The 23,451-nt window shown below is 70.7% G+C and carries 21 protein-coding genes and 2 pseudogenes; 6 read left to right on the top strand and 17 right to left on the bottom strand.

The genetic code is table 11. From position 1 onward, the window contains the following. Nucleotides 1–88: 88 nt before the first annotated feature. The 7 genes and pseudogenes from ACWEN3_RS04060 to ACWEN3_RS04030 form a co-directional block, all read right to left on the bottom strand. Nucleotides 89–730, bottom strand: a pseudogene (locus tag ACWEN3_RS04060) (potassium channel family protein); the annotation flags it as partial. Next, complete coding sequence (locus ACWEN3_RS04055) at nucleotides 730–1,401, bottom strand: NAD-binding protein (protein ID WP_452965362.1); 672 nt, start codon at nucleotides 1,399–1,401, stop codon at nucleotides 730–732. The pseudogene ACWEN3_RS04060 and the gene ACWEN3_RS04055, both read right to left, overlap by 1 nt. Before the next feature lie 233 nt (nucleotides 1,402–1,634). Then, a complete protein-coding gene (locus ACWEN3_RS04050) occupies nucleotides 1,635–1,967 on the bottom strand; it encodes a cupin domain-containing protein (protein ID WP_452965360.1) in 333 nt (110 codons plus the stop codon). Between the two features lie 25 nt (nucleotides 1,968–1,992). After that, nucleotides 1,993–2,736: a respiratory nitrate reductase subunit gamma gene (gene narI / locus ACWEN3_RS04045; RefSeq protein WP_452965357.1), complete on the bottom strand. Its 744-nt coding sequence runs from the start codon at nucleotides 2,734–2,736 to the stop codon at nucleotides 1,993–1,995. Then, a complete protein-coding gene (gene narJ, locus ACWEN3_RS04040) occupies nucleotides 2,733–3,446 on the bottom strand; it encodes a nitrate reductase molybdenum cofactor assembly chaperone (RefSeq protein ID WP_452965355.1) in 714 nt (237 codons plus the stop codon). Before narJ ends, narI begins: the two co-directional genes overlap by 4 nt. Further along, nucleotides 3,443–5,065, bottom strand: a complete 1,623-nt coding sequence (gene narH, locus ACWEN3_RS04035; protein WP_452965352.1) for a nitrate reductase subunit beta — start codon at nucleotides 5,063–5,065, stop codon at nucleotides 3,443–3,445. The genes narJ and narH overlap by 4 nt, the downstream gene beginning before the upstream one ends. Before the next feature lie 50 nt (nucleotides 5,066–5,115). Next, entirely contained in the window at nucleotides 5,116–8,760 is a 3,645-nt protein-coding gene (locus ACWEN3_RS04030) for a nitrate reductase subunit alpha (RefSeq protein WP_452965371.1), read from the bottom strand. Nucleotides 8,761–9,278: 518 nt separating this feature from the next. Here ACWEN3_RS04030 and ACWEN3_RS04025 point away from each other — a divergent pair. The 3 genes from ACWEN3_RS04025 (at nucleotide 9,279) to ACWEN3_RS04015 (ending at nucleotide 14,378) form a co-directional block, all read left to right on the top strand. Continuing rightward, nucleotides 9,279–10,619, top strand: a complete 1,341-nt coding sequence (locus ACWEN3_RS04025; RefSeq protein ID WP_452965351.1) for a PP2C family protein-serine/threonine phosphatase — start codon at nucleotides 9,279–9,281, stop codon at nucleotides 10,617–10,619. Between the two features lie 285 nt (nucleotides 10,620–10,904). After that, nucleotides 10,905–12,956: an APC family permease gene (locus ACWEN3_RS04020; RefSeq protein WP_452965348.1), complete on the top strand. Its 2,052-nt coding sequence runs from the start codon at nucleotides 10,905–10,907 to the stop codon at nucleotides 12,954–12,956. 93 nt (nucleotides 12,957–13,049) lie between these two features. Further along, nucleotides 13,050–14,378, top strand: a complete 1,329-nt coding sequence (locus ACWEN3_RS04015; protein ID WP_452965346.1) for a class I SAM-dependent RNA methyltransferase — start codon at nucleotides 13,050–13,052, stop codon at nucleotides 14,376–14,378. Between the two features lie 491 nt (nucleotides 14,379–14,869). Here the strand turns inward: ACWEN3_RS04015 and ACWEN3_RS04010 are convergent. The 3 genes and pseudogenes from ACWEN3_RS04010 to ACWEN3_RS04000 form a co-directional block, all read right to left on the bottom strand. Continuing rightward, nucleotides 14,870–15,040, bottom strand: a pseudogene (locus ACWEN3_RS04010) (thioesterase domain-containing protein); the annotation flags it as partial. Between the two features lie 48 nt (nucleotides 15,041–15,088). After that, on the bottom strand, nucleotides 15,089–15,322 hold the full coding sequence (locus tag ACWEN3_RS04005) for a hypothetical protein (RefSeq protein ID WP_452965343.1): 234 nt from the start codon (nucleotides 15,320–15,322) through the stop codon (nucleotides 15,089–15,091). 67 nt (nucleotides 15,323–15,389) lie between these two features. Next, nucleotides 15,390–15,689, bottom strand: coding sequence for a hypothetical protein (locus tag ACWEN3_RS04000; protein WP_452965341.1), 300 nt, complete (start codon nucleotides 15,687–15,689; stop codon nucleotides 15,390–15,392). A gap of 244 nt (nucleotides 15,690–15,933) precedes the next feature. Here ACWEN3_RS04000 and ACWEN3_RS03995 point away from each other — a divergent pair, with 244 nt between their 5' ends. Both ACWEN3_RS03995 and ACWEN3_RS03990 read left to right on the top strand, forming a co-directional pair. Next, a complete protein-coding gene (locus ACWEN3_RS03995) occupies nucleotides 15,934–16,737 on the top strand; it encodes an ABC transporter permease (RefSeq protein WP_452965338.1) in 804 nt (267 codons plus the stop codon). 1 nt (nucleotide 16,738) lies between these two features. Continuing rightward, nucleotides 16,739–17,488, top strand: a complete 750-nt coding sequence (locus ACWEN3_RS03990; protein ID WP_452965335.1) for an ABC transporter ATP-binding protein — start codon at nucleotides 16,739–16,741, stop codon at nucleotides 17,486–17,488. Nucleotides 17,489–17,596: 108 nt separating this feature from the next. On the opposite strand, the gene ACWEN3_RS03985 is transcribed toward ACWEN3_RS03990, so the two are convergent. The 7 genes from ACWEN3_RS03985 to ACWEN3_RS03955 all read right to left on the bottom strand — a co-directional run bounded on the left by ACWEN3_RS03985 (nucleotide 17,597) and on the right by ACWEN3_RS03955 (nucleotide 23,014). Then, nucleotides 17,597–18,358: a helix-turn-helix transcriptional regulator gene (locus ACWEN3_RS03985; protein ID WP_452965333.1), complete on the bottom strand. Its 762-nt coding sequence runs from the start codon at nucleotides 18,356–18,358 to the stop codon at nucleotides 17,597–17,599. Nucleotides 18,359–18,478: 120 nt separating this feature from the next. Continuing rightward, the gene (locus ACWEN3_RS03980; RefSeq protein WP_452965330.1) at nucleotides 18,479–18,835 is read right to left on the bottom strand and encodes a DUF2511 domain-containing protein; all 357 of its coding nucleotides are present in this window, start codon (nucleotides 18,833–18,835) and stop codon (nucleotides 18,479–18,481) included. Between the two features lie 129 nt (nucleotides 18,836–18,964). Beyond that, nucleotides 18,965–19,867, bottom strand: coding sequence for an ATP-binding cassette domain-containing protein (locus ACWEN3_RS03975; protein WP_452965328.1), 903 nt, complete (start codon nucleotides 19,865–19,867; stop codon nucleotides 18,965–18,967). Further along, nucleotides 19,864–20,655 carry a hypothetical protein gene (locus ACWEN3_RS03970; protein WP_452965326.1) on the bottom strand — a complete coding sequence of 264 codons (792 nt, stop codon included), beginning with the start codon at nucleotides 20,653–20,655 and terminating at the stop codon, nucleotides 19,864–19,866. Before ACWEN3_RS03970 ends, ACWEN3_RS03975 begins: the two co-directional genes overlap by 4 nt. Further along, nucleotides 20,652–21,335, bottom strand: a complete 684-nt coding sequence (locus ACWEN3_RS03965) for a hypothetical protein (RefSeq protein WP_452965323.1) — start codon at nucleotides 21,333–21,335, stop codon at nucleotides 20,652–20,654. Before ACWEN3_RS03965 ends, ACWEN3_RS03970 begins: the two co-directional genes overlap by 4 nt. Nucleotides 21,336–21,542: 207 nt before the next feature. Further along, on the bottom strand, nucleotides 21,543–22,448 hold the full coding sequence (locus ACWEN3_RS03960; RefSeq protein WP_452965320.1) for a hypothetical protein: 906 nt from the start codon (nucleotides 22,446–22,448) through the stop codon (nucleotides 21,543–21,545). Between the two features lie 8 nt (nucleotides 22,449–22,456). Beyond that, a complete protein-coding gene (locus ACWEN3_RS03955) occupies nucleotides 22,457–23,014 on the bottom strand; it encodes an RNA polymerase sigma factor (RefSeq protein ID WP_452965369.1) in 558 nt (185 codons plus the stop codon). 228 nt (nucleotides 23,015–23,242) lie between these two features. On the opposite strand from ACWEN3_RS03955, the gene ACWEN3_RS03950 reads away from it, so the two are divergent. Then, the gene (locus ACWEN3_RS03950; protein WP_452965318.1) at nucleotides 23,243–23,413 is read left to right on the top strand and encodes a gallidermin/nisin family lantibiotic; all 171 of its coding nucleotides are present in this window, start codon (nucleotides 23,243–23,245) and stop codon (nucleotides 23,411–23,413) included. The last annotated feature ends 38 nt before the right edge of the window (nucleotides 23,414–23,451 follow it).

Raw genomic sequence — 23,451 nt, 5'->3', positions numbered from 1 at the left:
CTGGACGCCGGCCGCATCGGCCGCGGTGGGAGCCGTGTCCGGACTGGTACTGAGGCGTCGCTGACCGTATTGGCCCGGCCGTGGCAGAATCAAACAGCTGCTCCTCGCGGGCCTGGGCGGCCACGAAGAGGAGTTCGTCGCCCGGCTCCAGGGAGTCCTCCTTGGAGGGGGTCAGGACGCGGGTGCCGCGGATGATCGTGACCAGCGAGGTGTCCTCCGGCCACTCGACGTCGCCGACCTGGGTGCCGGCCAGGGCCGACTCCTCGGGCAGCGTCAGCTCGACGAGGTTGGCGTCGCCGTGGCTGAAGCGGAGCAGCCGGACCAGGTCGCCGACGCTCACCGCCTCCTCGACCAGGGCGGACATCAGGCGCGGGGTGGACACGGCCACGTCCACACCCCAGGCCTCGTTGAACAGCCACTCGTTCTTCGGGTTGTTGACGCGGGCCACGACGCGCGGGACGCCGTACTCCGTCTTGGCGAGCAGCGAGACGACCAGGTTGACCTTGTCGTCGCCGGTCGCGGCGATCACCACGTTGCAGCGCTGGAGCGCCGCCTCGTCCAGGGACGTGATCTCACAGGCGTCGGCCAGCAGCCACTCCGCCTGCGGCACCCGCTCCACCGAGATGGCGGTCGGGGCCTTGTCGATGAGCAGAACCTCGTGGCCGTTCTCCAGCAGCTCGCCCGCGATCGAGCGGCCGACGGCGCCGGCTCCGGCAATGGCGACCCTCATCAGTGACCGCCCTCCTCTTCCGGGCCCCCGGCGAACGCCGCCTCGACCTTGTCCACGTCGTCCGTCCGCATCATCACGTGCACGAGGTCGCCCTCCTGCAGCACCGTCTGGGAGGTGGGCAGCATCGCCTCGCCCAGCCGGGTCAGGAACGCCACCCGGACGCCCGTCTCGTCCTGCAGCTTGCTGATCTTGTGGCCGACCCACTTCGGGGAGGCGTGCACCTCGGCCAGCTGCACCCCGCCGGTGGGGTCGCGCCACAGCGGCTCGGCGCCGGACGGCAGCAGCCGGCGCAGCATCTGGTCGGCGGTCCAGCGGACCGTGGCCACGGTGGGGATGCCGAGGCGCTGGTAGACCTCGGCGCGCCGGGGGTCGTAGATGCGGGCGGCGACGTTCTCCACACCGAACATCTCGCGGGCCACGCGCGCGGAGATGATGTTGGAGTTGTCCCCGCTGGAGACGGCGGCGAAGGCGCCGGCCTCCTCGATGCCCGCCTCGCGCAGGGTGTCCTGGTCGAAGCCGACCCCGGTGACCCGGCGGCCTCCGAATCCGGGGCCCAGCCGGCGGAAGGCGGTCGGGTCCTGGTCGATGACGGCGACCGTGTGCCCCTGCTGCTCCAGGGTCTGGGCGAGGGCGGAGCCTACTCGCCCGCAGCCCATGATGACGATGTGCACGGCTTACACCACACTTCCCATAGGCCCTTTGACCTGGGTGAACGTCCCGCTCATCTTCCTCTTTCGGCTCGTCGGGCAACGCTTGCGGCCCATCTCGCGGCCGTCAGGCAACATCATGCCGGTGAACCGTGGTCACGACCTAGCGCGGGTGCCTGTGAGCCTGCTGTACGTTGCCCGTGTTCCAACGTATCGGCTGGGACGGCCGGGTCACCCGGGGCAGCGGCGGGCTGACGTCACGCGGTCTTGGCGACAGTGAGGAGTACGGCCGCGTCCTCCAGGGCTTCGAGGCTGTGCCGGGCGGGCGGCACGAGGAGCAGGTCCCCGGCCATGCCCTCCCACGCCTCGTCGTTGCTCAGCAGCCGTACCCGGCCACGCAGCACCAGCACGGTCGCCTCGCCCGGGTTCTCGTGCTCGGCCAGCGAGGTGCCGGCCCGCAGGGCGATGAGGGTCTGGCGGAGGACGCGCTCGTGGCCGCCCTGGACGGTCTCGGCGCTGCGGCCGGTGGGGGACGCGGTGGCCCGTTCCAGGTGTTCGCGGGCCAGGGCGTCGAGGGAGAGTTTCTGCATGGCGGTGGGTGCTGCCGTTTCTGTGTCAGTAGCGGACGCCGATGCGGCGCCAGCGGCGTCCGCTGGTGCCGGGCTCGGTGGGATGGGCGGCGACGCGGGAGCGGTAGAGGACGAACGGCCGCCACAGGTACCACAGCGGGACGCTCCACGCGTGCACCAGTCGGGTGAAGGGCCACACGGCGAGGATGGCCCAGGCGGCGGTGGCGTGGACCTGGTAGATGAGCGGCGCGTGGGAGATGGCGGCCACGTCGGGGCTCGCCGCGAACAGGCCGCGGAACCACAGAGCGACGCTCTGCCGGTAGTCGTAGCCCTCCCCGAAGAGGTTGATCCCCATGGTGGGGATGATGCCGAGCACGATGACGATCGCCAGCAGGATCAGGGCGAGCCAGTCGACGGGGCTGGTGCTGGCCCGCACCCGGGGCACGGTGGTGCGGCGGAAGGCGAGGACGGCGACGCCGATGATCACGGCGAGCGCGGCGACGGTGCCGCCGACGGAGGAGAACCAGCGGTAGGTCTCCTCGGGGATGCCGAGCCACCGGGTGAACGACTCCGGGACGAGGATGCCCAGCACATGGCCCGCGATGGCGGCGAAGGTGCCGTAGTGGAAGAGCGGGCCGCCCCACTTGAGCAGTCTGCTCTCCTGGAGCTGGGAGGAGCGGCTGGTCCAGCCGAACTGGTCGTAGCGCCAGCGCCAGACGTGGCCGACGACGAAGGTGACGAGGGCGAGGTAGGGCAGGATGACCCACCACCACAGGTCCCAGGTACTCACCGGCTCTCCTTCGCGGTCGGACGTGCTCCCTGCGTCGGCCGTGCCGGCAGGGGTTCGGACGGGGTGAACGGCTCGAGTCCGGTCTGCTCCGGCGGCCCGAAGGGCTCCAGGCCGACCTCTTCCCCCGGCGGTCCCTCGGCGGCCAGCCGGCGCCAGGTGTCGCGCTCACGGCGGCCCGGCTCGGGCAGCCGCCCGCAGAGCGTGTCCAGGACCTGCGCGTAGGGGCCGGAGCGCGCGTGGAGCGCCTCGCGCAGGAGTTCCAGGCCGGCCCGGCACTGCAGCAGCACGCCGTGGCCGGGCTCGGGGGCGAGGGCGGCGAACTCCAGGACCAGCGGCAGGAAGTCGGGCAGTTCGCCCTCGGGCGGTTCGTGTCCGGCCCGGCGGTAGGCGTGTTTGAGGGCCAGGAGGGCCATGCCGCGCCCGCGGGTGTCGCCGTGCCGGTAGTAGGTCAGATGGAGGGAGCGGCGGCGGGTGTGGTCGAAGGTGTCCACGTACTGCTGGGCGGCCTCGGTGGGGGTGAGGCGGCCCAGGTGGTCGCGGGCGGCGGCGAGCCGGGCGCGGTCGGCGGGGTCGCGGACGGCGGGCAGCGCGGTGGCGACGTCGGCGAGGCAGGCCCGCATCGTCTCGTCCGGGTAGCGCAGGAGGACCGAGGCGACGCGGTGGACCAGCGGTGTGTCCGGTGCCGGCCGGCGGGCGCGGCGGGGGATCACCGGCCGCTCCCCTCGGCGCCGAAGAGCCCGGGGGCGGGGCCGTCGCCGTTCCAGCCGAGCAGGTTGAAGCGCACCTGCCCGTCGCTGTCGCGGAACCGGCTGCCGCCGGACGGGGCCGTGCCCGGCAGCGGTGGCGGCGCGTCGGTCCGCTGGTCCGCGTCGTGGGTGGCGCGGTCGGCCACGCCGCCGGGGTAGTCGAGGGAGCAGTGCTGGGCCATCAGGGCGCCGGAGCCCTCCGCGTGCACCCTCGGGATGACGTAACGGTCGTCGTACTTGGCGATGGCCAGCAGCCGGTACAGGTCCTCGATGTCCTCGGCGGTCGTGCCGGCCGCGTCCAGCAGCACCTGGTCGGGCGGGTCGCCGAGTTGCTGGGCGCGCATGTGGGCGCGCATCGCGGTCAGTCTGCGCAGCACGCCCTCGATCACCGCGGTGTCCCCGGCGGTGAAGAGGTTGGCCAGGTACTCCATGGGGATGCGCAGGGCGTCGATGGCGGCGAAGACCCGGTCGGGGTCGTCGTCGTGGTGGCCGGTGGCGTGCACCGCGTTCGTGACGGGGGACAGCGGGGGCACGTACCAGACCATGGGCATGGTGCGGTACTCCGGGTGCAGCGGCAGCGCGACCCGGTGCTTCTTGACGAGCGCGTACACCGGGGAGCGCCGGGCGGCCTCCAGCCAGTCGTGCGCGATGCCGTCGCGCTCCGCGGCCGCCTGCACCTCGGGGTCCTCGGGATCGAGGAAGACCGACAGCTGGGCCTCGTACAGGTCCTTCTCGTCCTTGACCGAGGCCGCCTCCAGGACGGCGTCGGCGTCGTAGAGCAGCACGCCGAGGTGGCGCAGCCGGCCCACGCAGGTCTCGGAGCAGATGGTGGGCTGCCCGGCCTCGATGCGCGGGTAGCAGAAGGTGCACTTCTCGGCCTTGCCGGTGCGGTGGTTGAAGTACACCTTCTTGTACGGGCAGCCCGACACGCAGAACCGCCAGCCGCGGCAGCGGTCCTGGTCGACCAGCACGATGCCGTCCTCCTCCCGCTTGTACATCGCCCCGGAGGGACAGGAGGCGACGCAGGAGGGGTTGAGGCAGTGCTCGCAGATCCGCGGCAGATAGAACATGAACGCGTGCTCGAACTCCATGCGCACCCGCTCCGACAGACCCGCGAGGTTCGGGTCGGCCGCCGCGTACGCGGACGCTCCGGCGAGGTCGTCGTCCCAGTTCGGCCCGTGCTCCGGGCGCATGTTCCGGCCGGTCAGCTGGGACTTGGGGCGGGCGCTGGTGAAGCTGTCGGACAGCGGCGCGGTGGTCAGGCTCTGGTAGTCGTACGTCCACGGCTCGTAGAAGTCGTCGAGCGAGGGCAGGTCCGGGTTGTGGAAGAGGGTGGCCAGCTTGCGCAGCCGGCCCCCCGCCTTCAGCTTCAGCTTCCCGCGGCGGTCCAGGGTCCAGCCGCCCTTCCACTTCTCCTGGTCCTCGTACCGGCGGGGATAGCCGGAGCCGGGCTTGGTCTCGACGTTGTTGAACCACACGTACTCGGTGCCCGGCCGGTTGGTCCAGGTCTGTTTGCAGGTGACCGAGCAGGTGTGGCAGCCGATGCACTTGTCGAGGTTCATCACCATGGCGACCTGCGCCATCACCCGTCCGACAGGGGCTCTGCCGCGGGGTCCGACGGTGTCTGCGGGCATCAGAACTGCACCTCCTGGGACCGCCGGCGGATGACGGTGATCTCGTCGCGCTGGTTGCCGGTGGGGCCGATGTAGTTGAAGGCGTAGGAGAACTGGGCGTAGCCGCCGATGAGATGGGTCGGCTTGATCAGCAGCCGGGTCAGGGAGTTGTCGCCGCCGCCGTGCAGCCCGGAGGTCTCCGTCCTCGGCACGTTCAGGTGCCGGTCCATGGTGTGGTACATGAACACGGTGCCCCGCGGCATGCGGTGCGTGACGACCGCGCGGCAGGCGACCACGCCGTTGCGGTTGTACGCCTCGATCCAGTCGTTGTCGGCCACCTCGATCCGCTCCGCGTCCTCCGGGCTCATCCAGATCACCGGGCCGCCCCGGAAGAGGGTGAGCATGTGCAGGTTCTCCTGGTACTCGGAGTGAATCGACCACTTCGAGTGCGGGGTCAGGTAGCGCACCACGAGTTCCGGGCGGCCGTCCGGCGAGCGGGTGGGGTCGCCGAAGTGGGCCACCATGTTCAACGGCGGCCGGTAGACGGGCAGTTGCTCGCCGAACTCGGCCATCCAGTCGTGGTCGAGGAAGAAGTGCTGGCGGCCGGTGAGGGTGTGCCAGGGCTTGAGGCGCTCGACGTTGACGGTGAACGGGGAGTAGCGGCGGCCGCCCGACTCGGTGCCGGACCACTCGGCCGAGGTGATCACCGCGCGGGGCTGGGTGCGGGTGTCCTCGAAGGTGATCCGGTCGCCGGAGCGCTCCTCGGCGAGATCGGCCAGCTCCACGCCGGTGCGCTTCTCCAGCGCGCGCAGCGACTCGACGGCCAGGCGGCCGTTGGTCGTCCCGGACAGGGCGAGGATCGCCTCGCAGAACTGGTCGTCGCGGGCGATCGAGGGACGCCCGTCGGCGATGCCGCCACGGACCGTGCCGTTGCTGCGGCGCAGGTGGTCGATCTCCTGGTCCGGCTTCCAGGTCAGGCCCTTGGTGGAGGTGCCCAGCCGGTCCAGCAGCGGGCCGACGGCGGCCATCTTCGCGGCCACCTCGCCGTAGTCGCGCTCCACCACGATCAGCTTCGGCATCGTCCTGCCCGGCACCGGCTCGCACTCCCCGGCCTTCCAGTCGCGCACCCGGCCGTGCGGCTGCGCCATCTCGTCCGCCGTGTCGTGGGCGAGCGGCGCGGCGATGACGTCCCTGCGCACCCCCAGATGGGTCTTGGCCAGGCGGGAGAACTCGGCGGCGAGGGTGTGGAAGAGGTCGAAGTCGGTGCGGGTCTGCCACGGAGGCGCGATCGCCGGACTGAAGGCGTGCACGAACGGGTGCATGTCGGTGGAGGACAGGTCGTACTTCTCGTACCAGGTCGCCGCGGGCAGCACCACGTCGGAGAACAGGCAGGTGCTGGTCATCCGGAAGTCGACCGCCACCGACAGGTCGAGCTTGCCGACCGGGGCCTGCTCGCGCCAGGTGACCTCCTTGGGGCGCAGGCCGGGCGGGGTCTCCGCGGCGGTGACGGCGTCGTCGGTGCCGAGCAGGTGCCGCAGCATGTACTCGTGGCCCTTCATGGACGACGCGAACAGGTTCGCGCGCCAGACGAGCAGGACGCGCGGGAAGTTCGCCGGGTCGTCCGGGTCCTCCGCGGCGAACCGCAGCCGGCCCGCCTTCAACTCCTCGACGACGTAGTCCGGTACGTCCTTGCCGGCCCGCTCGGCCTCGTCGCACACGTCCAGCGGGTTGCGGTCGAAGGCCGGGTGCGAGGGCATCCAGCCCAGCCGGGCCGCCAGCGCGTTGCAGTCCGGCAGGGTGCGCCCCGTGAGCCGCCCCTGCCCCAGGGGGCCGGCCAGCGTGTCCGCGGGGAACGCCTCGTAGCGCCACTGGTCGGTGGCCAGCCAGAACAGCGGCGTGCCCACCATGTGCCGGGTCGGGCGCTGCCAGTCCAGGCCGAACGCGAGATGGGACCAGCCGGTCAGCGGCCGCACCTTCTCCTGCCCGACGTAGTGCGCCCATCCGCCGCCGTTGACGCCCTGGCTCCCGGTGAGCATCACCAGCGACAGGAACGCCCGGTAGATCTGGTCGGAGTGGAACCAGTGGTTGGTGCCCGCCCCCATCGCGATCATCGAACGGCCGTCGGTGCGTTCGGCGTTGCGGGCGAACTCCCGCGCCACCCGCGCGGCCGCCGCGGCCGGCACCGAGGTGATGCCCTCCTGCCAGGCCGGGGTGTAGGGCGCGCTCGCGTCGTCGTAGCCGGCCGGCCACCGGCCGGGCAGCCCCTCGCGGGCCACGCCGTACTGGGCGAGCACGAGGTCGAACACGGTGGTCACCAGGTGCCCGCCGACCCGCACCGCCGGGACACCGCGGCGCAGCACGGCGCCGGACTCCCCCTCACCGGTGTCGAAGCGCGGCAGGTCCACGGCCACCGCTTCCGCCTCCGGCCGCCCGTACAGCGTCAGCAGCGGGTCGGCGTCCTCCAGCCGCAGGTTCCACCGGCCCTTGCCCGACTCGGACCAGCGAAAGCCCAGCGAGCCGTTCGGCACCACCGGCTCGCCGGTGCGCCCGTCCAGCAGGACCGTCTTGAACTCGGCCGCGTCCGGGGGCGGTCCGGGCAGATCGGCGGCGGTGAGGAACTTGTCCGGCACATGGGCGTCCTCGCGTTCGCGCAACCGCACGAGGAACGGCAGGTCGGTGTAGGTCCTGGCGTACTCGGTGAAGTACGGCACCTGCCGGTCGCGGTAGAACTCGGTGAGGATCACATGGCCCATCGCCATCGCCAGGGCGCCGTCGGTGCCCGGGGCGGCCGCCAGCCAGTCGTCGGCGAACTTGGTGTGGTCGCCGTAGTCCGGGGAGACCACCACGACCTTCTGTCCCCGGTAGCGGGCCTCGGTCATGAAGTGCGCGTCCGGGGTGCGGGTGATCGGCAGGTTGGTGCCCCACACGATCAGGTAGCCGGCGTTCCACCAGTCGCCGGACTCCGGCACGTCGGTCTGGTCGCCGAACACCTGCGGCGAGGCCATGGGCAGGTCGGCGTACCAGTCGTAGAAGGAGGAGATCGTGCCGCCGATCATCGACAGGTAGCGGGTGCCGGCCGCGTACGACGCCATGGACATCGCCGGGATCGGGGAGAAGCCCACGATCCGGTCCGGGCCGTACCGCTTCACGGTGTGCACCTGCGCGGCCGCCACCAGTTCGGTCACCTCGCGCCAGTCGCAGCGCACCAGACCGCCCTTGCCGCGGGCCCGCTTGTAGGCGGCGCAGCGCTCCGGATCCGCGGTCAGCCACTCCCACGCCTCGACCGGGTCGGCCGTGCGGGCCCTGGCCTCCCGCCACAGCTCCAGCAGCGGGCCGCGCACGTACGGGTAGCGGATGCGGGTGGGCGAGTAGGTGTACCAGGAGAACGACGCGCCGCGCGGGCAGCCCCGCGGCTCGTACTCCGGGGAGTCGGGCCCCACCGAGGGGTAGTCGGTCGCCTGGGTCTCCCAGGTGATCAGGCCGTCCTTGACGAAGACCCGCCACGAGCACGACCCCGTGCAGTTCACCCCGTGCGTGGAGCGCACCTCCCGGTCGTGGCGCCAGCGCTCGCGGTAGAACTCCTCCGCCGCGCGGCCGCCCTCGCGGTACAGCATCCGCCGGTCGGGTGACTGGGTGCCGGGGAAGAAGTACTGCGCCGTACGCATCAGCCGCTCGGCTGCGGCTTCGGCCCGCTCGGTGCTCACATCAGTCGCCTCCTCGGGCGCCGGGGTCCCGTGCCGCACGCCTGCGGGGGGCCGATGACCACCATGCCTTCGCGATGGCGGGACCGAGCGGGTGCGACACTCCGTCGATCCCGACAAAACGGACATCGTGGGGGTGGTCGCGGCGGGGGCGAGGCCGGCGTCGGGCAGTGCGCGAGGCCGGCTCGGGGCAGGGCGCCCTGGGCCGCCGCGCGGGACGGGACGGGGGCGGGCCGGTGCCGGTCACCCGGGCCCCGGTCGGCCAATCGTGCTGGTCGCCGCCTGCGGGCGGCAGCTATTGGCTTCTGAGGGTCTCCGAGTCCGGTGAGGGGGCGGAGGACGCGGTTTTCGGGGTGGGTGTGGGGACCTGCTCGGGGTCGGGTGAGCGCGTAGGGTGGCAGGGCAGGGCAGGGCAGGGCAGGGCAGGGCAGGGCAGGGCGATGGGACGACGGCGCCCGTGCGCGGCGCCGGGAGGCAGCACCATGGCGCACACCCCGTCGGAGCCGCCGTTCGGCGGCCCACAGCCGGAGGCCGCAGCCGCCGCCGAGGAGCGGGACCGGGACGCCGTGTCCGCGGGGCCGCATCAGCCCGCTTCGGACCGGCACCGGCTGAAGCGGCTGCTGGACGCCGTCCTGGCGATCAGCGCCGACATGGACACCCGGACGGTGCTGCACCGCATCGTCGAAGCCGCCACCGACCTCGTCGGCGCGCGCTACGGGGCACTGGGCGTGCTGGGGGAGCGCGGCGAGGTCACCGACCTGATCACCGCGGGCATCGACGACCCGCACCTGTGTGCCGACATCGGCCTGCCGCAGGGCCACGGCCTGCTGCACACGCTGGTGGACGACCGGCAGCCGCTGCGTGTGGCCGAGGTGACCGCACACCCCCGTTCCGCCGGCTTTCCGCCCGGGCACCCGGTCATGCGCACCCTGCTGGGCGTTCCGATCCTGGTGCGCGACACCGTCTACGGCGACCTCTACGTCGCCGACAAGAACGACGGCACGCTGTTCCACGACGACGACGAGGGCCTGCTGACGGCGCTGGCCGGCGCCGCGGGCGTCAGCATCGAGAACGCCCGCCTGTACGAGCACCTCAAACACGCCGCCGAGCACTTCCAGAGCCGCATGCTGCCCGTCATGGCCGACCTCTCCCCGCTGCGCGTCGCGGCCCGCTACGAGCCCGCCTCCGAGCTGCCGAGGCTGGGCGGTGACTGGTACGACGCCATGGCGCTGCCCGACGGCGCCGCCTGCGTGGTGGTGGGCGACGTCACCGGCCACGACGTCGAGGCCGCCCCGCTGATGGGCCAGATCCGCAACATGCTGCGAGCGCTCGCCTACGACCGCTGCGAGCCGCCCGGCCTCGTCGTGTCGCGGCTCGACCACGCCCTGACGATGTTCGACGAGCCGCCCACGGCCACCCTGGTGCTCGGCCGCCTCGAACGTGGCCCTGACCCCGGCGGGCAGTACACCTTCGGCTGGAGCAACGCCGGGCATCTGCCGCCGCTGCTGATCGGCGCGGACGGCGACACCCGCTACCTGGCACCCGTCCGGCACGGCATCCCGGTCGGCATCGACGCGTCCGTACCCCGGTTCAGCCACGAGCACCCCCTCCCGCCGGCCGGCACCCTGCTGCTGTTCACCGACGGGCTGGTCGAGCGGCGCGACCGGGACATCGACGCCGGACTGGACGGCCTGGCGGAGCAGGCCGCCCGCCTGGCCAGGGCCCCGCTGGACGACCTGTGCGACGCCCTACTCGCCGGATGCGGCCAGGTGTTCGACGACGATGTCGCCCTGCTCGCCGTGCGGACCCCGCGTGTGCCGTAGAGCACAGAACGCTCACAAGAACAGCGCTCACCGGCGCGTGATGCTGCGCACGCTGTACAAGGTCAGGATTCCGAGGCCGGTCAGGGCGACCACGGCCCCGATCAGCTCAGCGGCCGGGGGCATGGGACCTCCGAAGGGTCGCAGACAGGCGGGGTTTGCCATCTAGGCACGACCGGCGACCGGACCACGGAATCCGCACTTTTATTCCCCTACGAGTTCACCCGGGGGGCAGATATGGGGGAGGGGGTGGGCGGCTGCCTGTTCGAAGGCTTACGATCCTCTCTCGTGTCCAAACTGACCGACGTGCCCAAACGGATCCTGATCGGGCGCGCACTGCGCAGTGACCGGCTGGGTGAGACCCTCCTGCCGAAGCGCATCGCACTCCCCGTCTTCGCCTCCGACCCGCTGTCCTCTGTCGCCTACGCGCCGGGGGAGGTCCTGCTGGTCCTGTCCATCGCGGGCGTGTCGGCGTACCACTTCAGCCCGTGGATCGCCGTCGCGGTCGTGGTGCTGATGTTCACCGTGGTCGCCTCCTACCGGCAGAACGTGCACGCGTACCCGAGCGGCGGCGGCGACTACGAGGTCGCCACGACCAACCTGGGCGCCAAGGCCGGCCTCACGGTCGCCAGCGCCCTGCTCGTCGACTACGTGATGACCGTCGCCGTGTCGATCGCCTCCGGCATCGAGAACCTCGGCTCCGCGATCCCCTTCGTGGTCCAGCACAAGGTGCTCTGCGCGGTCGTCGTGATCGTGCTGCTGACCCTGATGAACCTGCGGGGCGTGAAGGAGTCGGGCAAGCTCTTCGCGATCCCGACGTACGTCTTCGTCGGCGGCGTCTTCGTCATGATCGCCTGGGGCGCGTTCCGCGGCCTGATCCTCGGCGCCACCATGCGGGCGCCGACCGCCGACTACGCCATCAGGGCCGAGCACCAGGGACTCGCGGGCTTCGCCCTGATCTTCCTGCTGCTGCGTGCCTTCTCCTCCGGCTGTGCCGCGCTCACCGGCGTCGAGGCGATCTCCAACGGCGTCCCGGCCTTCCGCAAGCCCAAGTCGAAGAACGCCGCGACCACGCTCGCGGCGATGGGCCTGCTGGCCGTCACCATGTTCTGCGGCATCATCGCCCTCGCCATGACCACGAAGGTCCGCATGGCCGAGAACCCGGCCACCGACCTGCTGAACAACGGCCACCCGATCGGCTCCGGCTACGTCCAGAACCCGGTGATCTCCCAGGTCGCCGAGGCGGTCTTCGGCAAGGGCAGCTTCCTGTTCGTGGTCCTGGCGGCGGCCACCGCCCTGGTGCTGTTCCTGGCCGCGAACACGGCGTACAACGGCTTCCCGCTGCTGGGCTCGATCCTCGCCCAGGACCGCTACCTGCCGCGCCAGCTGCACACCCGCGGCGACCGCCTCGCCTTCTCCAACGGCATCGTGCTGCTCGCGGGCGCCGCGACCCTGCTGACCGTCCTCTACGGCGCGGACTCCACGCGCCTGATCCAGCTGTACATCGTCGGCGTGTTCGTGTCCTTCACGCTCAGCCAGACCGGCATGGTCCGGCACTGGAACCGGCACCTGCGGGTCGAGACGGACCAGGCCAAGCGCCGCCACATGATCCGCTCCCGCGCGATCAACGCGTTCGGCGCCTTCCTGACCGGCCTGGTGCTGGTCGTCGTGCTGGTCACCAAGTTCACGCACGGCGCCTGGGTCGCCCTGCTCGGCATGTGCATCTTCTACGCGACGATGACCGCCATCCGCAGGCACTACGACCGCGTCGCCGAGGAGATCGCCGCCCCCGAGGAGCCGGACGACGACCTGGTCCGTCCGTCGCGGATCCACTCGGTGGTGCTGATCTCCAAGATCCACCGCCCCACCCTGCGTGCCCTGGCCTACGCCAAGCTGATGCGCTCGGACACCCTGGAGGCGCTGACGGTCAACGTCGACCCGGCCGAGACCAAGGCGCTGCGCGACGAGTGGGAGCGGCGCGGCATCGAGGTCCCGCTGAAGGTCCTGGACTCGCCGTACCGCGAGGTCACCCGCCCGGTGATCGAGTACGTCAAGAGCCTGCGCAAGGAGTCCCCGCGCGACGCGGTCTCGGTGATCATCCCCGAGTACGTGGTCGGCCACTGGTACGAGCACCTGCTGCACAACCAGAGCGCGCTGCGCCTCAAGGGCCGCCTGCTGTTCACGGCCGGTGTGATGGTCACCTCGGTGCCCTACCAGCTGGCCTCCTCCGAGGTGGCGCGGGCCCGGGCCCGCAAGCGGCAGGAGTGGAGCGCGCCGGGCGCGGTCCGGCGCGGTCCGGCCGCGGAGCGGCCGAAGGAGCCGACGGCGGCCAAGGACTGAGGCGGCGCGGCGAGGCCGTAGACTGGTGGGCTGTTGTCGGGCCCACCAGGCCCGTAGCCCTTTGTCGATTTCTCGATCTGGAGTCATCCCACCATGCAGGCAGAACCGACCAAGTCTCTGGTGGGCGAGGAGTACGAGGTCGAGATCGGCCCCGTCGCCCACGGCGGCCACTGCATCGCCCGCACCGCCGAGGGGCAGGTGCTCTTCGTCCGTCACGCGCTGCCGGGCGAGCGGGTGGTGGCGAAGGTGACCGAGGGCGAGGAGGGCGCCCGCTACCTCCGCGCGGACGCCGTGCGCGTCCTCGAGGCCTCCAAGGACCGCATCGAGGCGCCCTGCCCCTTCGCCGGCCCCGGCCGCTGCGGCGGCTGCGACTGGCAGCACGCCAAGCCGGGCGCCCAGCGCCGGCTGAAGGGCGAGGTCGTCGCCGAACAGCTCAGGCGCCTCGCGGGGCTCACCCCCGAGGAGGCGGGCTGGGACGGCACCGTGCTGCCGGCCGAGGGCGACAAGCTGCCGGCCGGACAGGTCCCGCAGTGGCGCACCCGGGTCCAGTACGCCGTCGATGCCGAGGGCCACGCGGGTCTGCGCCGGCACCGCTCGCACGAGGTCGAGCGCATCGACCACTGCATGATCGCCGCGGAGGGCGTGTCCGAGCTGGGCATCGAGAAGCGGGACTGGACCGGCATGGCGTCCGTCGACGCGATCGCCGCGACGGGCTCCCAGGACCGCATGGTGATCCTGGAGCCCCGGCCCGGCGCCCGGCTGCCGCTCGTCGAGCTGGACCGGCCCGTCTCCGTCATGCGCGTCGACGAGAAGGACGGCGGCGTCCACCGCGTCCACGGCCGCGCGTTCGTGCGTGAGCGTGCCGACGACCGCACCTACCGCGTCGGCAGCGGCGGTTTCTGGCAGGTCCACCCGAAGGCCGCCGACACCCTGGTCACCGCCGTCATGCAGGGCCTGCTCCCGCGCAAGGGCGAGATGGCCATCGACCTCTACTGCGGCGTCGGCCTCTTCGCCGGGGCCCTCGCCGACCGCCTCGGCGAGAAGGGCGCGGTCCTCGGCATCGAGTCCGGCAAGCGGGCGGTGGAGGACGCGCGGCACAACCTGGCCGGCTTCCCGCGGGTCCGCGTCGAGCAGGGCAAGGTCGAGTCGGTCCTGCCGCGCACCGGCATCACCGAGGTCGACCTCATCGTCCTGGACCCGCCCCGCGCCGGCGCGGGCCGCGCGACCGTCGCCCACATCTCCTCCCTCGGCGCCCGCCGCATCGCCTACGTCGCCTGCGACCCGGCCGCGCTGGCCCGCGACCTGGCGTACTTCCGCGAGGGCGGCTACCGGGTGCGGACGCTGCGGGCGTTCGACCTGTTCCCGATGACGCATCACGTGGAGTGCGTGGCGATTCTGGAGCCTGCCGCGAAGGGCTCCTGACCTGCGGTTCTCATGGTGACGGGTCAGCCGGATCGCAGCGATGTCTTCAGGCTGAGCGCACTTCCTGACGCTCACATGACGCTCGTTCCGCCTCCCGCTCGATCTTGATCGGTGGTGGTCCCAGCGTCCGGGCGCCGGCCTCTCTCGTCTTGCTTCATCGGCCTACAGCAGATTCAGCTGACGCAGGTCGGTCACCTACTCGGTGATCAGCGCGGCGGAAAAGATGTGGTGTTTCCCCGGCGCCGCCGATCTCGGCTTCGCGGACGGCTTGCTGGAAGCGTTGGGATGGGACGGCGGAGCCGCGGACGGGTGTGCCGGGTTACCGGAAGGCGTGGATCAGCGGCAGCAGCGACTGCCGGCGCTCGGGTTCTGGCAAGACCCGCAGGGCGGATTCGAACCGGTGTCGAAGGCGCCTGTGCTGTGCTCGCGCCGAGCGGCCGCCTCCCGGTGGGAGGTTCGGGGGTCGGCGGCGCCGGTCAGGCCGTCGTCGGTCAATCGGACCTTGTCGTCCCGAGTTCTTGCTCGAAACGCCGGGCCACCTCGAAGGCCAGGACCGTCCCCATGCTGTGGCCGAAGAATGCCATCGGGCGGTCCGCCAACTCCCGTAGCCGACCGAACAGAAGGTCGGCAAAAGCGTGCAGATCGGTGAAGAATGGCTCGTTGCGCCGGACGCCGGCGACGCCGGCCGCGGCCTGGGCAGCCCGCCGACGTCACGGGCGGCTGCGGTTCTCGATCCTCGCCTGCTCGACCAGATCCGCGTAGGTGTCGGGATCATCGAGATCCGATGCGTCGAGGAGGGACACCGACCACGGGATCGGGCACGGCGGGGCGTGGTCAGGATCCGGGCACAGCAGCTTGGCGATGCGTTCCTTGACCTCTTCGGCCTGTTCCCGCGTTGCGTACACGCCCAGCCGCAGTTCGTAGACGCTTGGGTCTTCAGGCATGGTTCACCCATCTTGTCCAAGGGGCAGGAAAGGGAGGCGAGATGAATCGCCCCCCTTTTACCCAATTTTACCAGGTGCGCTTTGCGTCGCAGTGGCGCTTGTAGTGGCCCGCCGGAACGGGGATGTTGCGCGCCGCGTCGTTGATGGCCGCCTGCTCGGTGTTGCCCGTGCCGTCGGCCCTCTCGTAACCCACGACGTGGTTGTCGCTGATGCGAACGATCTGGCACTGGACCGTGGCGTGCCAGATCCGCTGGATTCCGGCCTCGGCCGTGTGGGACATGGTGGTGGCAGAGGCGACGGGCGCGACGATGCCCCCGATGGCGAGCGCCATGGCACCGGCGACAAGCGTGCGGCGGAGCGTCTTCAAGGCTGTTCCTCCCTGACGGTGTGTGGAGCCGGGGCGCGCCGGTCCGAAGGCCCTCGGGGCCTCGGCCGGGCCGACGACAGCTACGACCCTCGCATCTGAGGACGCCGAAAACCGCTTCTGTCGGAGCAGTTGACAGGCCGGTGTCAGTTGTCTGCCAACTGCCGCGGTCTCTCGACCGTGAACCAGCCCGCTGTTCCTCGCTACGTACTCGGCGTAATCAGAAGCGGCCAGGCAGGAGACAACCATGGCGAACGGCGCAGCTGTCCAACCCCTCGCAGGGCAGCGTGACAACCCTCCGCTGGTGACCGTGACGGGCACCGAACTCGCCCGCAACAGAAGGGGATTCCTCTTCTGGTACCACGTCCTGGCGCCCGTCATCATCACCGTTCCCCTCTTCCTCGGCGCTCTCGGCTCTCCTGAGGCCAAGGCGGGGCACACCTTCGAGGTGTTTCGGAATGTGACGCTGGAGTTCTGGGGTGTGCTGGTACCGATGACCGCGGGCCTGGCCGCTGCCCTGTCGGTCCGTGCCGACCAGGACGCCTGGCGGCTGCTGTTGTCGTACGGCGTGCCGCGCGAGAGGTACTTCATCGGCAAGGTGACCGCTCTGGGCGTACTTGGCTTCCTCTCCTCCACCGTGCTGGTGGTGATGCTCTCCTTCGGCGCGATGATCAGCGGACGTTTCCCCGGAGCCATGGGCACGGTGGTCGCGGCCGTCTACCTGCCCTGGCTGGTGGGGCTTTCCATGACGGCCCTGTCCGTGCTGGTCTCGGTGGTGTGGGGTATGGGGCCCAGTATCGGAGTGGGAGTTGCGGGCCTGCTGTGCGGGGCGCTCGTCTCGGACAAAGTCTTCTGGTATGCGGTTCCGTTCGCCTGGCCGATGCGGGTGGTGCTGCCGCTCGCCGGCATCGGGCCCAACGGTGTGCCACTGCCCAAGGACAGCCCGGTGACCAGTATGTCCGCCATCCCGCTCGCCGTGGGACTCGCCGTCGTACTGACGGGGGTCCTGCTGGTGGCGGGCAGTATGCACATGAGGCGCAAGGAGATCTGACATGACCACGGCGACACCCCGAAGGTCGGGCCAGCACGCGACGCCGGCCCTCACGATCCGTCAGCTGCACAAGCACTACGGCTCACACCGCGCCCTGGATGGTGTGGACCTCACTGTGGAGTCCGGAGAGGTGTACGGCCTGCTCGGACCCAACGGTGCCGGTAAGACGACGCTCATGAAGGCGCTCTTGGGCCTGCAGCGCCCGACGTCGGGCAGCATCGAGATCTTCGGCAGGCCCATCGGGCGCGATTCGCTGGCCGAGGTCGGTGCACTGATCGAAGTGCCCGGACTTTGGCCGACGCTGACGGCCGACGAGACGATGAAGGTGCACGCCCGACTGCGCTGCGTGCCCGAGGAGTGGATCGAACCGGCGCTACGCCTGGTCAAGATGACGGAGGCGCGGGACCGGAGGATCGGGGCGTATTCGCTTGGGATGCGCTGGCGGCTTGGTATCGCCGTCGCTCTGCTTGCCAGGCCGAGGCTGATCGTCCTGGACGAGCCCACGAACGGTCTTGACCCCGTCGGCATCCGTGAGATGCGCGGGATCATCCGTTCGCTCGCCGGTGAGGGAGTGGCTGTGCTGATCGCCAGCCACCAGCTGGCAGAGGTCGCACACGTCTGCGACCGGGTGCAGGTGCTGGTGGCCGGCCGCACACGCTACGAAGGGCCACTGGCGGGCCTTGCCGTCGACGGGGACGTGGAGGCCGGATTCTTCCGGCTGGTGGAAACCGCCGATGCGGGCATCCGCTGACTGGCGGAGACGGTCGATGGCCCCGGCGTCGAACGTCACGGGGCCATCGGAGGGCCGGATCCGGGTCTGGTGGCTCCGGTTTGTGCAAAAGGTGCCTGTCGGTGGACCTCAGCAGGCGTGCGCCGTCAACGGCCGGATCAGGCCGAGTGCGGCGGCCTCCGACATCAGCTCGGTGCGGCCGCCGACGCCCAGACCGTCGTACAGCTTACGGATTCGGCGGTACATGGACCGCTCGGAACAGTAGTGGCGCCGCGCGATCTCGGTCACGGTCATAGATGTACAGAGCAGGCGCACCAGCTCCTTGTCGCTGGGGGACAGGATCGAATGCGCGGATTCCAGACGTTCCCGGTTCTCGCCGTCGTGGGCACCGAGCTCCTCATGCAGTGCGGAGCCGGTGAGCCCACGGCTGTCGGGGGCGCCCGGGATGTCTGGGAGCCAGACGGCGGTGGTGTCGGCGGCGGTCAGGCGGTGCGCCCGGATCTGCGCGCACAATATGTCGATCTGGCTTTCGCCAGGTATAGCGAAGTTGAGCACGAAGTTCGCACCGGAACGGATCGCATAGTACGTGCGCTGTCCCGAGACATCGTTGGTCACGCCTATGAGCATGGACAAGGGGTGCCGCACCCGCACAGCGCGCAGCCCCTCGGCCTGGAACTCGCTGGTGACCGGGATCAGTACCGGCAGATCGAGCGTCCCTCCGGGGGCGGTCAGGTCCTCGTCGTCGACGAACTCGATACTGTCCAGGCCGGAGCGGAGCAGGCTGAGCGGGGTGTGCGGCAAGTCGAAGTGCGCCCTGAGTCCGGAGTGGATCAGGACGCGAAGTTCGGTGGTGTTGGGATCGTGGTCGTGGTGCTGGCGCTGGCGCTGCAAGGCGACTTCCCCCGTGGTGTTCGTCCCCGTAGTCATTCTCGATCATTTACGTGATCAATATTGGTCAATTGAGAGCTATATCGATCACTGCACGGTCGATGCGCGGCCGGTTCGACCGGGTCATCTCCCGGCCCGACAGAGCTTCAGGGACCTGCTGAGCAGCGTGCCGAGGCTCACCTCGGCGCCACCCTTGCCGGATGCGCGCACGGGCTCGATGTCGCGGTAACCGGCCCGCCGGGCCCGGTCGTTGAGCGCGTAGGTGGTGCCGTCGGGAACGGTGAAAACCGCCTGGTCCCCCCGACGGCACTCGGCGGTGCCGTGGTCGACGGTCAGCGGCCAGGCATAGCCGAGGTTCCTCTCGCTCATCGACTGCTTGGTGGAGGTCGGGCTCGGCAGCGGCACGGGGTTCTTGGTCTCGGGTTGGGTGCGACCGCCGCTCCCGCAGGCGGTCAGGGCGAGCAGTGCTATGCCCGCCACGGCCGAGACCATGAGCGCAGCCGCCGGGCGTGGTCGCTGACGAGCGGTGGCCGACTCGGGTAAGGGGTCGGCGTCGGTTGTCGTTGTGGTGGTCGTACACCGGTATGTCGCGGTCATTTGCTTGCTCCCTCACTGTCGTTGTGTGCTGGTGCGGCGGGCCGCTCCGTCGGCGCCGAGCAGGGCGGCGTAACCGTCCTCGAGCGACGGCTCGACCGGACGGGCACCGGCGGGCGGATGGTTCGTGACGATGCGGTACTCGGTTCCCCGGGCGGTGGTCACCGCGTTCACCACCTCGGCGCCGGCCGGTGGTCCGGCGATGGGGTCGACGGCCGGGTACACGTAGGTGCAGCCGACTGCCTGGCTGACGAGGGCGGTGGTGTCGTCGTGAAAGACCAGGCGGCCGGAGGCGAGCACCGCCACCTCGGGGCAGGTCTGGGCGACGTCGTCGAGGATGTGGGTGGACAGGAGGACGGTACGGCCGTGGCCGAGGCCGGCGAGAAGTGTACGAAAGCGCATCCTTTCGTGCGGGTCGAGGCCGGTGGTGGGCTCGTCGACGATCAGGACGGAGGGGTTGCCCATCAGCGCCTGTGCGATGCCGACCCGGCGCTTCATGCCGCCGGAGAATCCGGCCAGCTTCTCGCAGGCCCGCTCTTCCAGACCGACCGCGGCGATTCGGTCGTCGACCTGCCGATGGCGTTCACGTTTGTCGTCGATGCCCTTCAGCACGCCGATGTAGTCGAGGAACTCACGCGTGGTCAGATCGGGGTACAAGGACAGTTCCTGGGGCAGATAGCCCAAGGACCGTTTGGCGGCGGTGGCACCGGCGCTGGTCGACAGATCGTGCCCGGCGACGAGCACGCGTCCCGAAGTGGGGCGCAGCACACCCGTGATGATGCGCAGCAGCGTGGTTTTGCCCGCGCCGTTGGCGCCCAGCAGACCGACGGTGCCGCTCTCGATGTCCAGGTCGACGGCGTCCAGCGCGCGGCGGCCACCCGGGTAAACCTTCGTCAGTTGTTCAGTGGTGATGTTCATGACGTTCCCTGCCCTCTGATGCGGGTGACGAGATGGCCGAGTGCGTAACAAGCCGCGGCCGTGCCGAGTACGAGGGTGACGTTCAGAAGTGCGGTCGCGTCCCCGACCTGGGGGCGCAGCGGTCCGGTGCCCTGCCGGGCCGCCCACACCTTCGGCGCGTGCGCCCAGGCGACCAGCGGGTAGCCGCCGAGGGGGGACAGGACGGTGCCGGTTGCCGTCGGCAGGGGCGAGAACGCCGGCGGAAAGTGGCAGGCCCACAGCCAGACCACGACCGTGACGGCGCGGGCTGCGGCCACCGGCAGCAGTACGCCGAGCAGTCCGGCGAAGGCGGTGACCAGCATAGACGCCGGGAGTATGACCAACACCAGCGAGGCCGCGGCCGAGCTCAGCGGCGACAGGGACCCCTCGGCCGCCGAGACCACCACCGCGTACAGCAGAAAGAGGGCGGTGGCCGGGGCAAGGGCGGTCAGCAGCGGACCGGCCAGTGTCCCGGCGGTCCGCTGCAACGGTCCGGCGGGGGTGGCTGCCAGCAGATCGGGCATGCCGCACTCCTCACGGCGGCGCAGGCGGTCGGCCAGCGCGAGGCCGACACCCAGGGTGTAGAAGGTGTTGACGAGTACGGCGGCCGCGCCGACCCGCGTGGCCGGGTCGCCCTGGCCGGTGACGACCGGAGAGGTCGCGGCCAGCAGCAGGCTCAGCAGGGCCAGGGGCAGGACCGTGCCCCACACCACCTTGCGACGGGCCGCCATGAGGGCCTCGTACCGCAGTGTCCACAGCAGCACGGTCATGTCGCCTCCTCGGCGCCGACGAGTTCTCCGGCGCTGTGGCCGGCTCGGGTTCCCGCTTTCGGCCTTCGGCCCAGGACACTTCCGTCGCGCACCGCACGCCCGCCGGGGGCGAGGTCCCGCAGTGCCAGAGCGATCAGCCAGATCCCCGCCACCAGTGCGGGCACCGCCTGCCCGGCCCCGTCCGGCACCACCCGGTCGACCAGCAGTAGCTTGGCCATGGCGGTCGCGACGACCAGGCCGGTGGCGGGAGCGGCCGACCTGGTCCGCACCGTCACCCACACGGCACCGCCGCTCAGCAGTGCGGTGAACCCGGCCAGCTTCAGAAGCATGGACCAGACATCGAGCTCATGGCCGGTGGCTGCCACCAGCGTCACCAGGGCGAGTGCGGTCACCGCCGTGACTGCGGCGGGCCAGGCGATCCGGCAGGCGACGGTGTGCGGGTAGGGGGTGGGCAGCGACATATGCAGTTCCAGCAGAGCATCGCGCGCCACCACCGCCGCGCAGGCAAGTGCCGCGCCGGTGGGCAGCGCGCAGTCCAGGAGCACCCGGCCGAGCATCATGCCGCCGCCCGGGCCGGCCGCCACCGCCGTGTAGGAGAGCAGCGCCGCCAGCACCGGCAGGACGAAAGCCTGTCTGCCACATCGGCGTCTCTCGTACGTCCACCACGTCGCGGCGGTCAATCTTCCAGCTCCTCCCATTGTTGCCCGGTCGCCCGGTGAGCGCGGGGTGTACCGCCGCCCATGCTCGGCTACGGGGGCGCCGGGCAGGAGCGGCGTACACCTCGTACGTAGCGGCGCGAGCGGCAACGGTTCACACTTCCAATGAGTGAATCGCCAACGCGTGCGATACCGCTCGTACGTGAGGAGGTGCGCCCCACCCCCGCCCTGCTATTGCGGCGGCGTGGCCGGCCCGAACGACCGCATGGCGCTGGCGGCCCAGGCCAGGAGGACCACGGCCAGGACCAATGTCCACGGTGTCGTCGACAGGAGGGCTTTCGTCAGCGAGTCGACGGGGGTGGAGAACACCCCCTCGGGACCGCTCACCACGCCCAGCAGCCACAACGCGCCGCCGGCCGCGACGCCCTGCGCGGGACCGAACCGGACTGCCAGCGCGAGCGCGAGGGAGGCAGCGAGCAGTGACTCACCGAGCCAGCCCGACACCACTGCCCACCACCCGGGCCCGTGCACCAGCGTAGAAGAGGCCATCGCCATCGCCACGTCGGCACAGAGCACCACCGCCAGGCGGGCCAGAAACACCGCTGCGGGCGACACCGGCAGGGTGAAGAGCAGTTCGCGCCTGGGGTCGCGCCGGGGGGATGCCGCCATCAGTGCGCCGAACATCACCAGCAGCACCACCGCCGCGCCGAACAGCCGCACCGCGAACCGCTCCTGTACGGATGTCGACGCCAGCAGTGTCGCCCCGAGGAACCCGACGGCGCTCAACGGCGCCCAGGTGCCCGGCATCAACACACCCTGCCGCACAGCCAGTTGCCATGCCGTCCGCCAGGGGTGGGGCAGGCCGGGGACGCGTTCGGGGCCTTCGGATGTGCCTGGGCCCGCCTCGGGCCGCTTGGCCGCGTCCCGTGGGCCGGCGTCGGCCAAAACGGACCCGAGGAGAGCGTCGAACGAGGGCGGAGAGACGACCGATTCGGCCGCCTCGGTGCGCATCGCCGAGCCGATGTCCTGCCAAGCGCCCATCCGTGTCGAGCAGTCGGAGCAGTTCTCCAGGTGCCGTCTGCGCTCTGGCTCGTCGGGCCCGGGGAACGCAAGACGCGCCAGGATGTCGTCTGCCAAGTGCTCTGTCATCGTCGCCCCGTTCCTTCCAGCCGCGTGGCGGCGAGCATGTTCCCCAGGCGTCTTCGCGCGTGGGACATCCGACTCTTGACGGTGCCCACCGGAATGGCGAGCACGGTGGCCACTTCCGGGTAGGGCAGTTCGTCGACCAGTACCAGCGCGAGAACCTCGCGCAAATGTCCGGGAAGGGCGCGTACCGCGGCCTGTACCTCGGTGCGCTCGGCCTGCCTCACGATCTGGTCCTCCACGCTGGGTGCGGGGTCCGGGACATCCTGGGCCTCGGACAGATCCGCTGGTTGCGGCCGTGACTTGCGGAGCTGGTTGTGAGCCTGGCGTCTGGCCACGCCCATGAGCCACCCCCGCGCGGAGGACTCACCTCGGAAGCCGTCCGCGGAGCGCCATACGGCCAGCCAGGCCTCCTGCAGGATCTCCTCGGACACTCCCTGGTCCGAGGTGAGTCTTCGGATGAACCGGAGCATGGCGGCAGCATGCCTTTCGTAGAGGACACGCAGGGCAGCCTGGTCGCCGCGGGCGACGGCGCTGAGGAGAGCTTCGTCCGAGCACACATCATGTACGTATCCCGAAATCCCTGATCGGTTCACCGAGCACGGACAGACGTGATCAATTCCGGCCGGAATGCGCTGCGCACGCACGGTGACGCCTACTGCCTGTCACGGAACTGCCAACGCTGCCAAGCCCGATCAAGCCCGTTGATTGGTCGCGAAGGATCGTGATTGCGTAATCCACGGATCGCGACCCACGAACATCCGTTCGGTTCCTGCAGAGGAGTCACCATGGGAATCAAGGCATCTAGCCTGTCGCAGAACGACTCGAACCTGTTCGACCTCGACCTCGAGATCGGCGTGGAGAAGTCCGTTGCCGGCCCCGCCATCACGAGCGTCTCGTGGTGCACCCCGGGCTGCACCAGCGAGGGCGGCGGCTCCGGCTGCAGCCACTGCTGCTGACGTTCTGCGTCCAGCACGACACATCGCCGTGGGGGCGG

It is taken from the genome of Streptomyces sp. NPDC004561 (assembly GCF_053602155.1).
The sequence above is the reverse complement of the archived record's forward strand: the minus strand, read 5'-3'. Positions and strand labels throughout refer to the sequence as shown.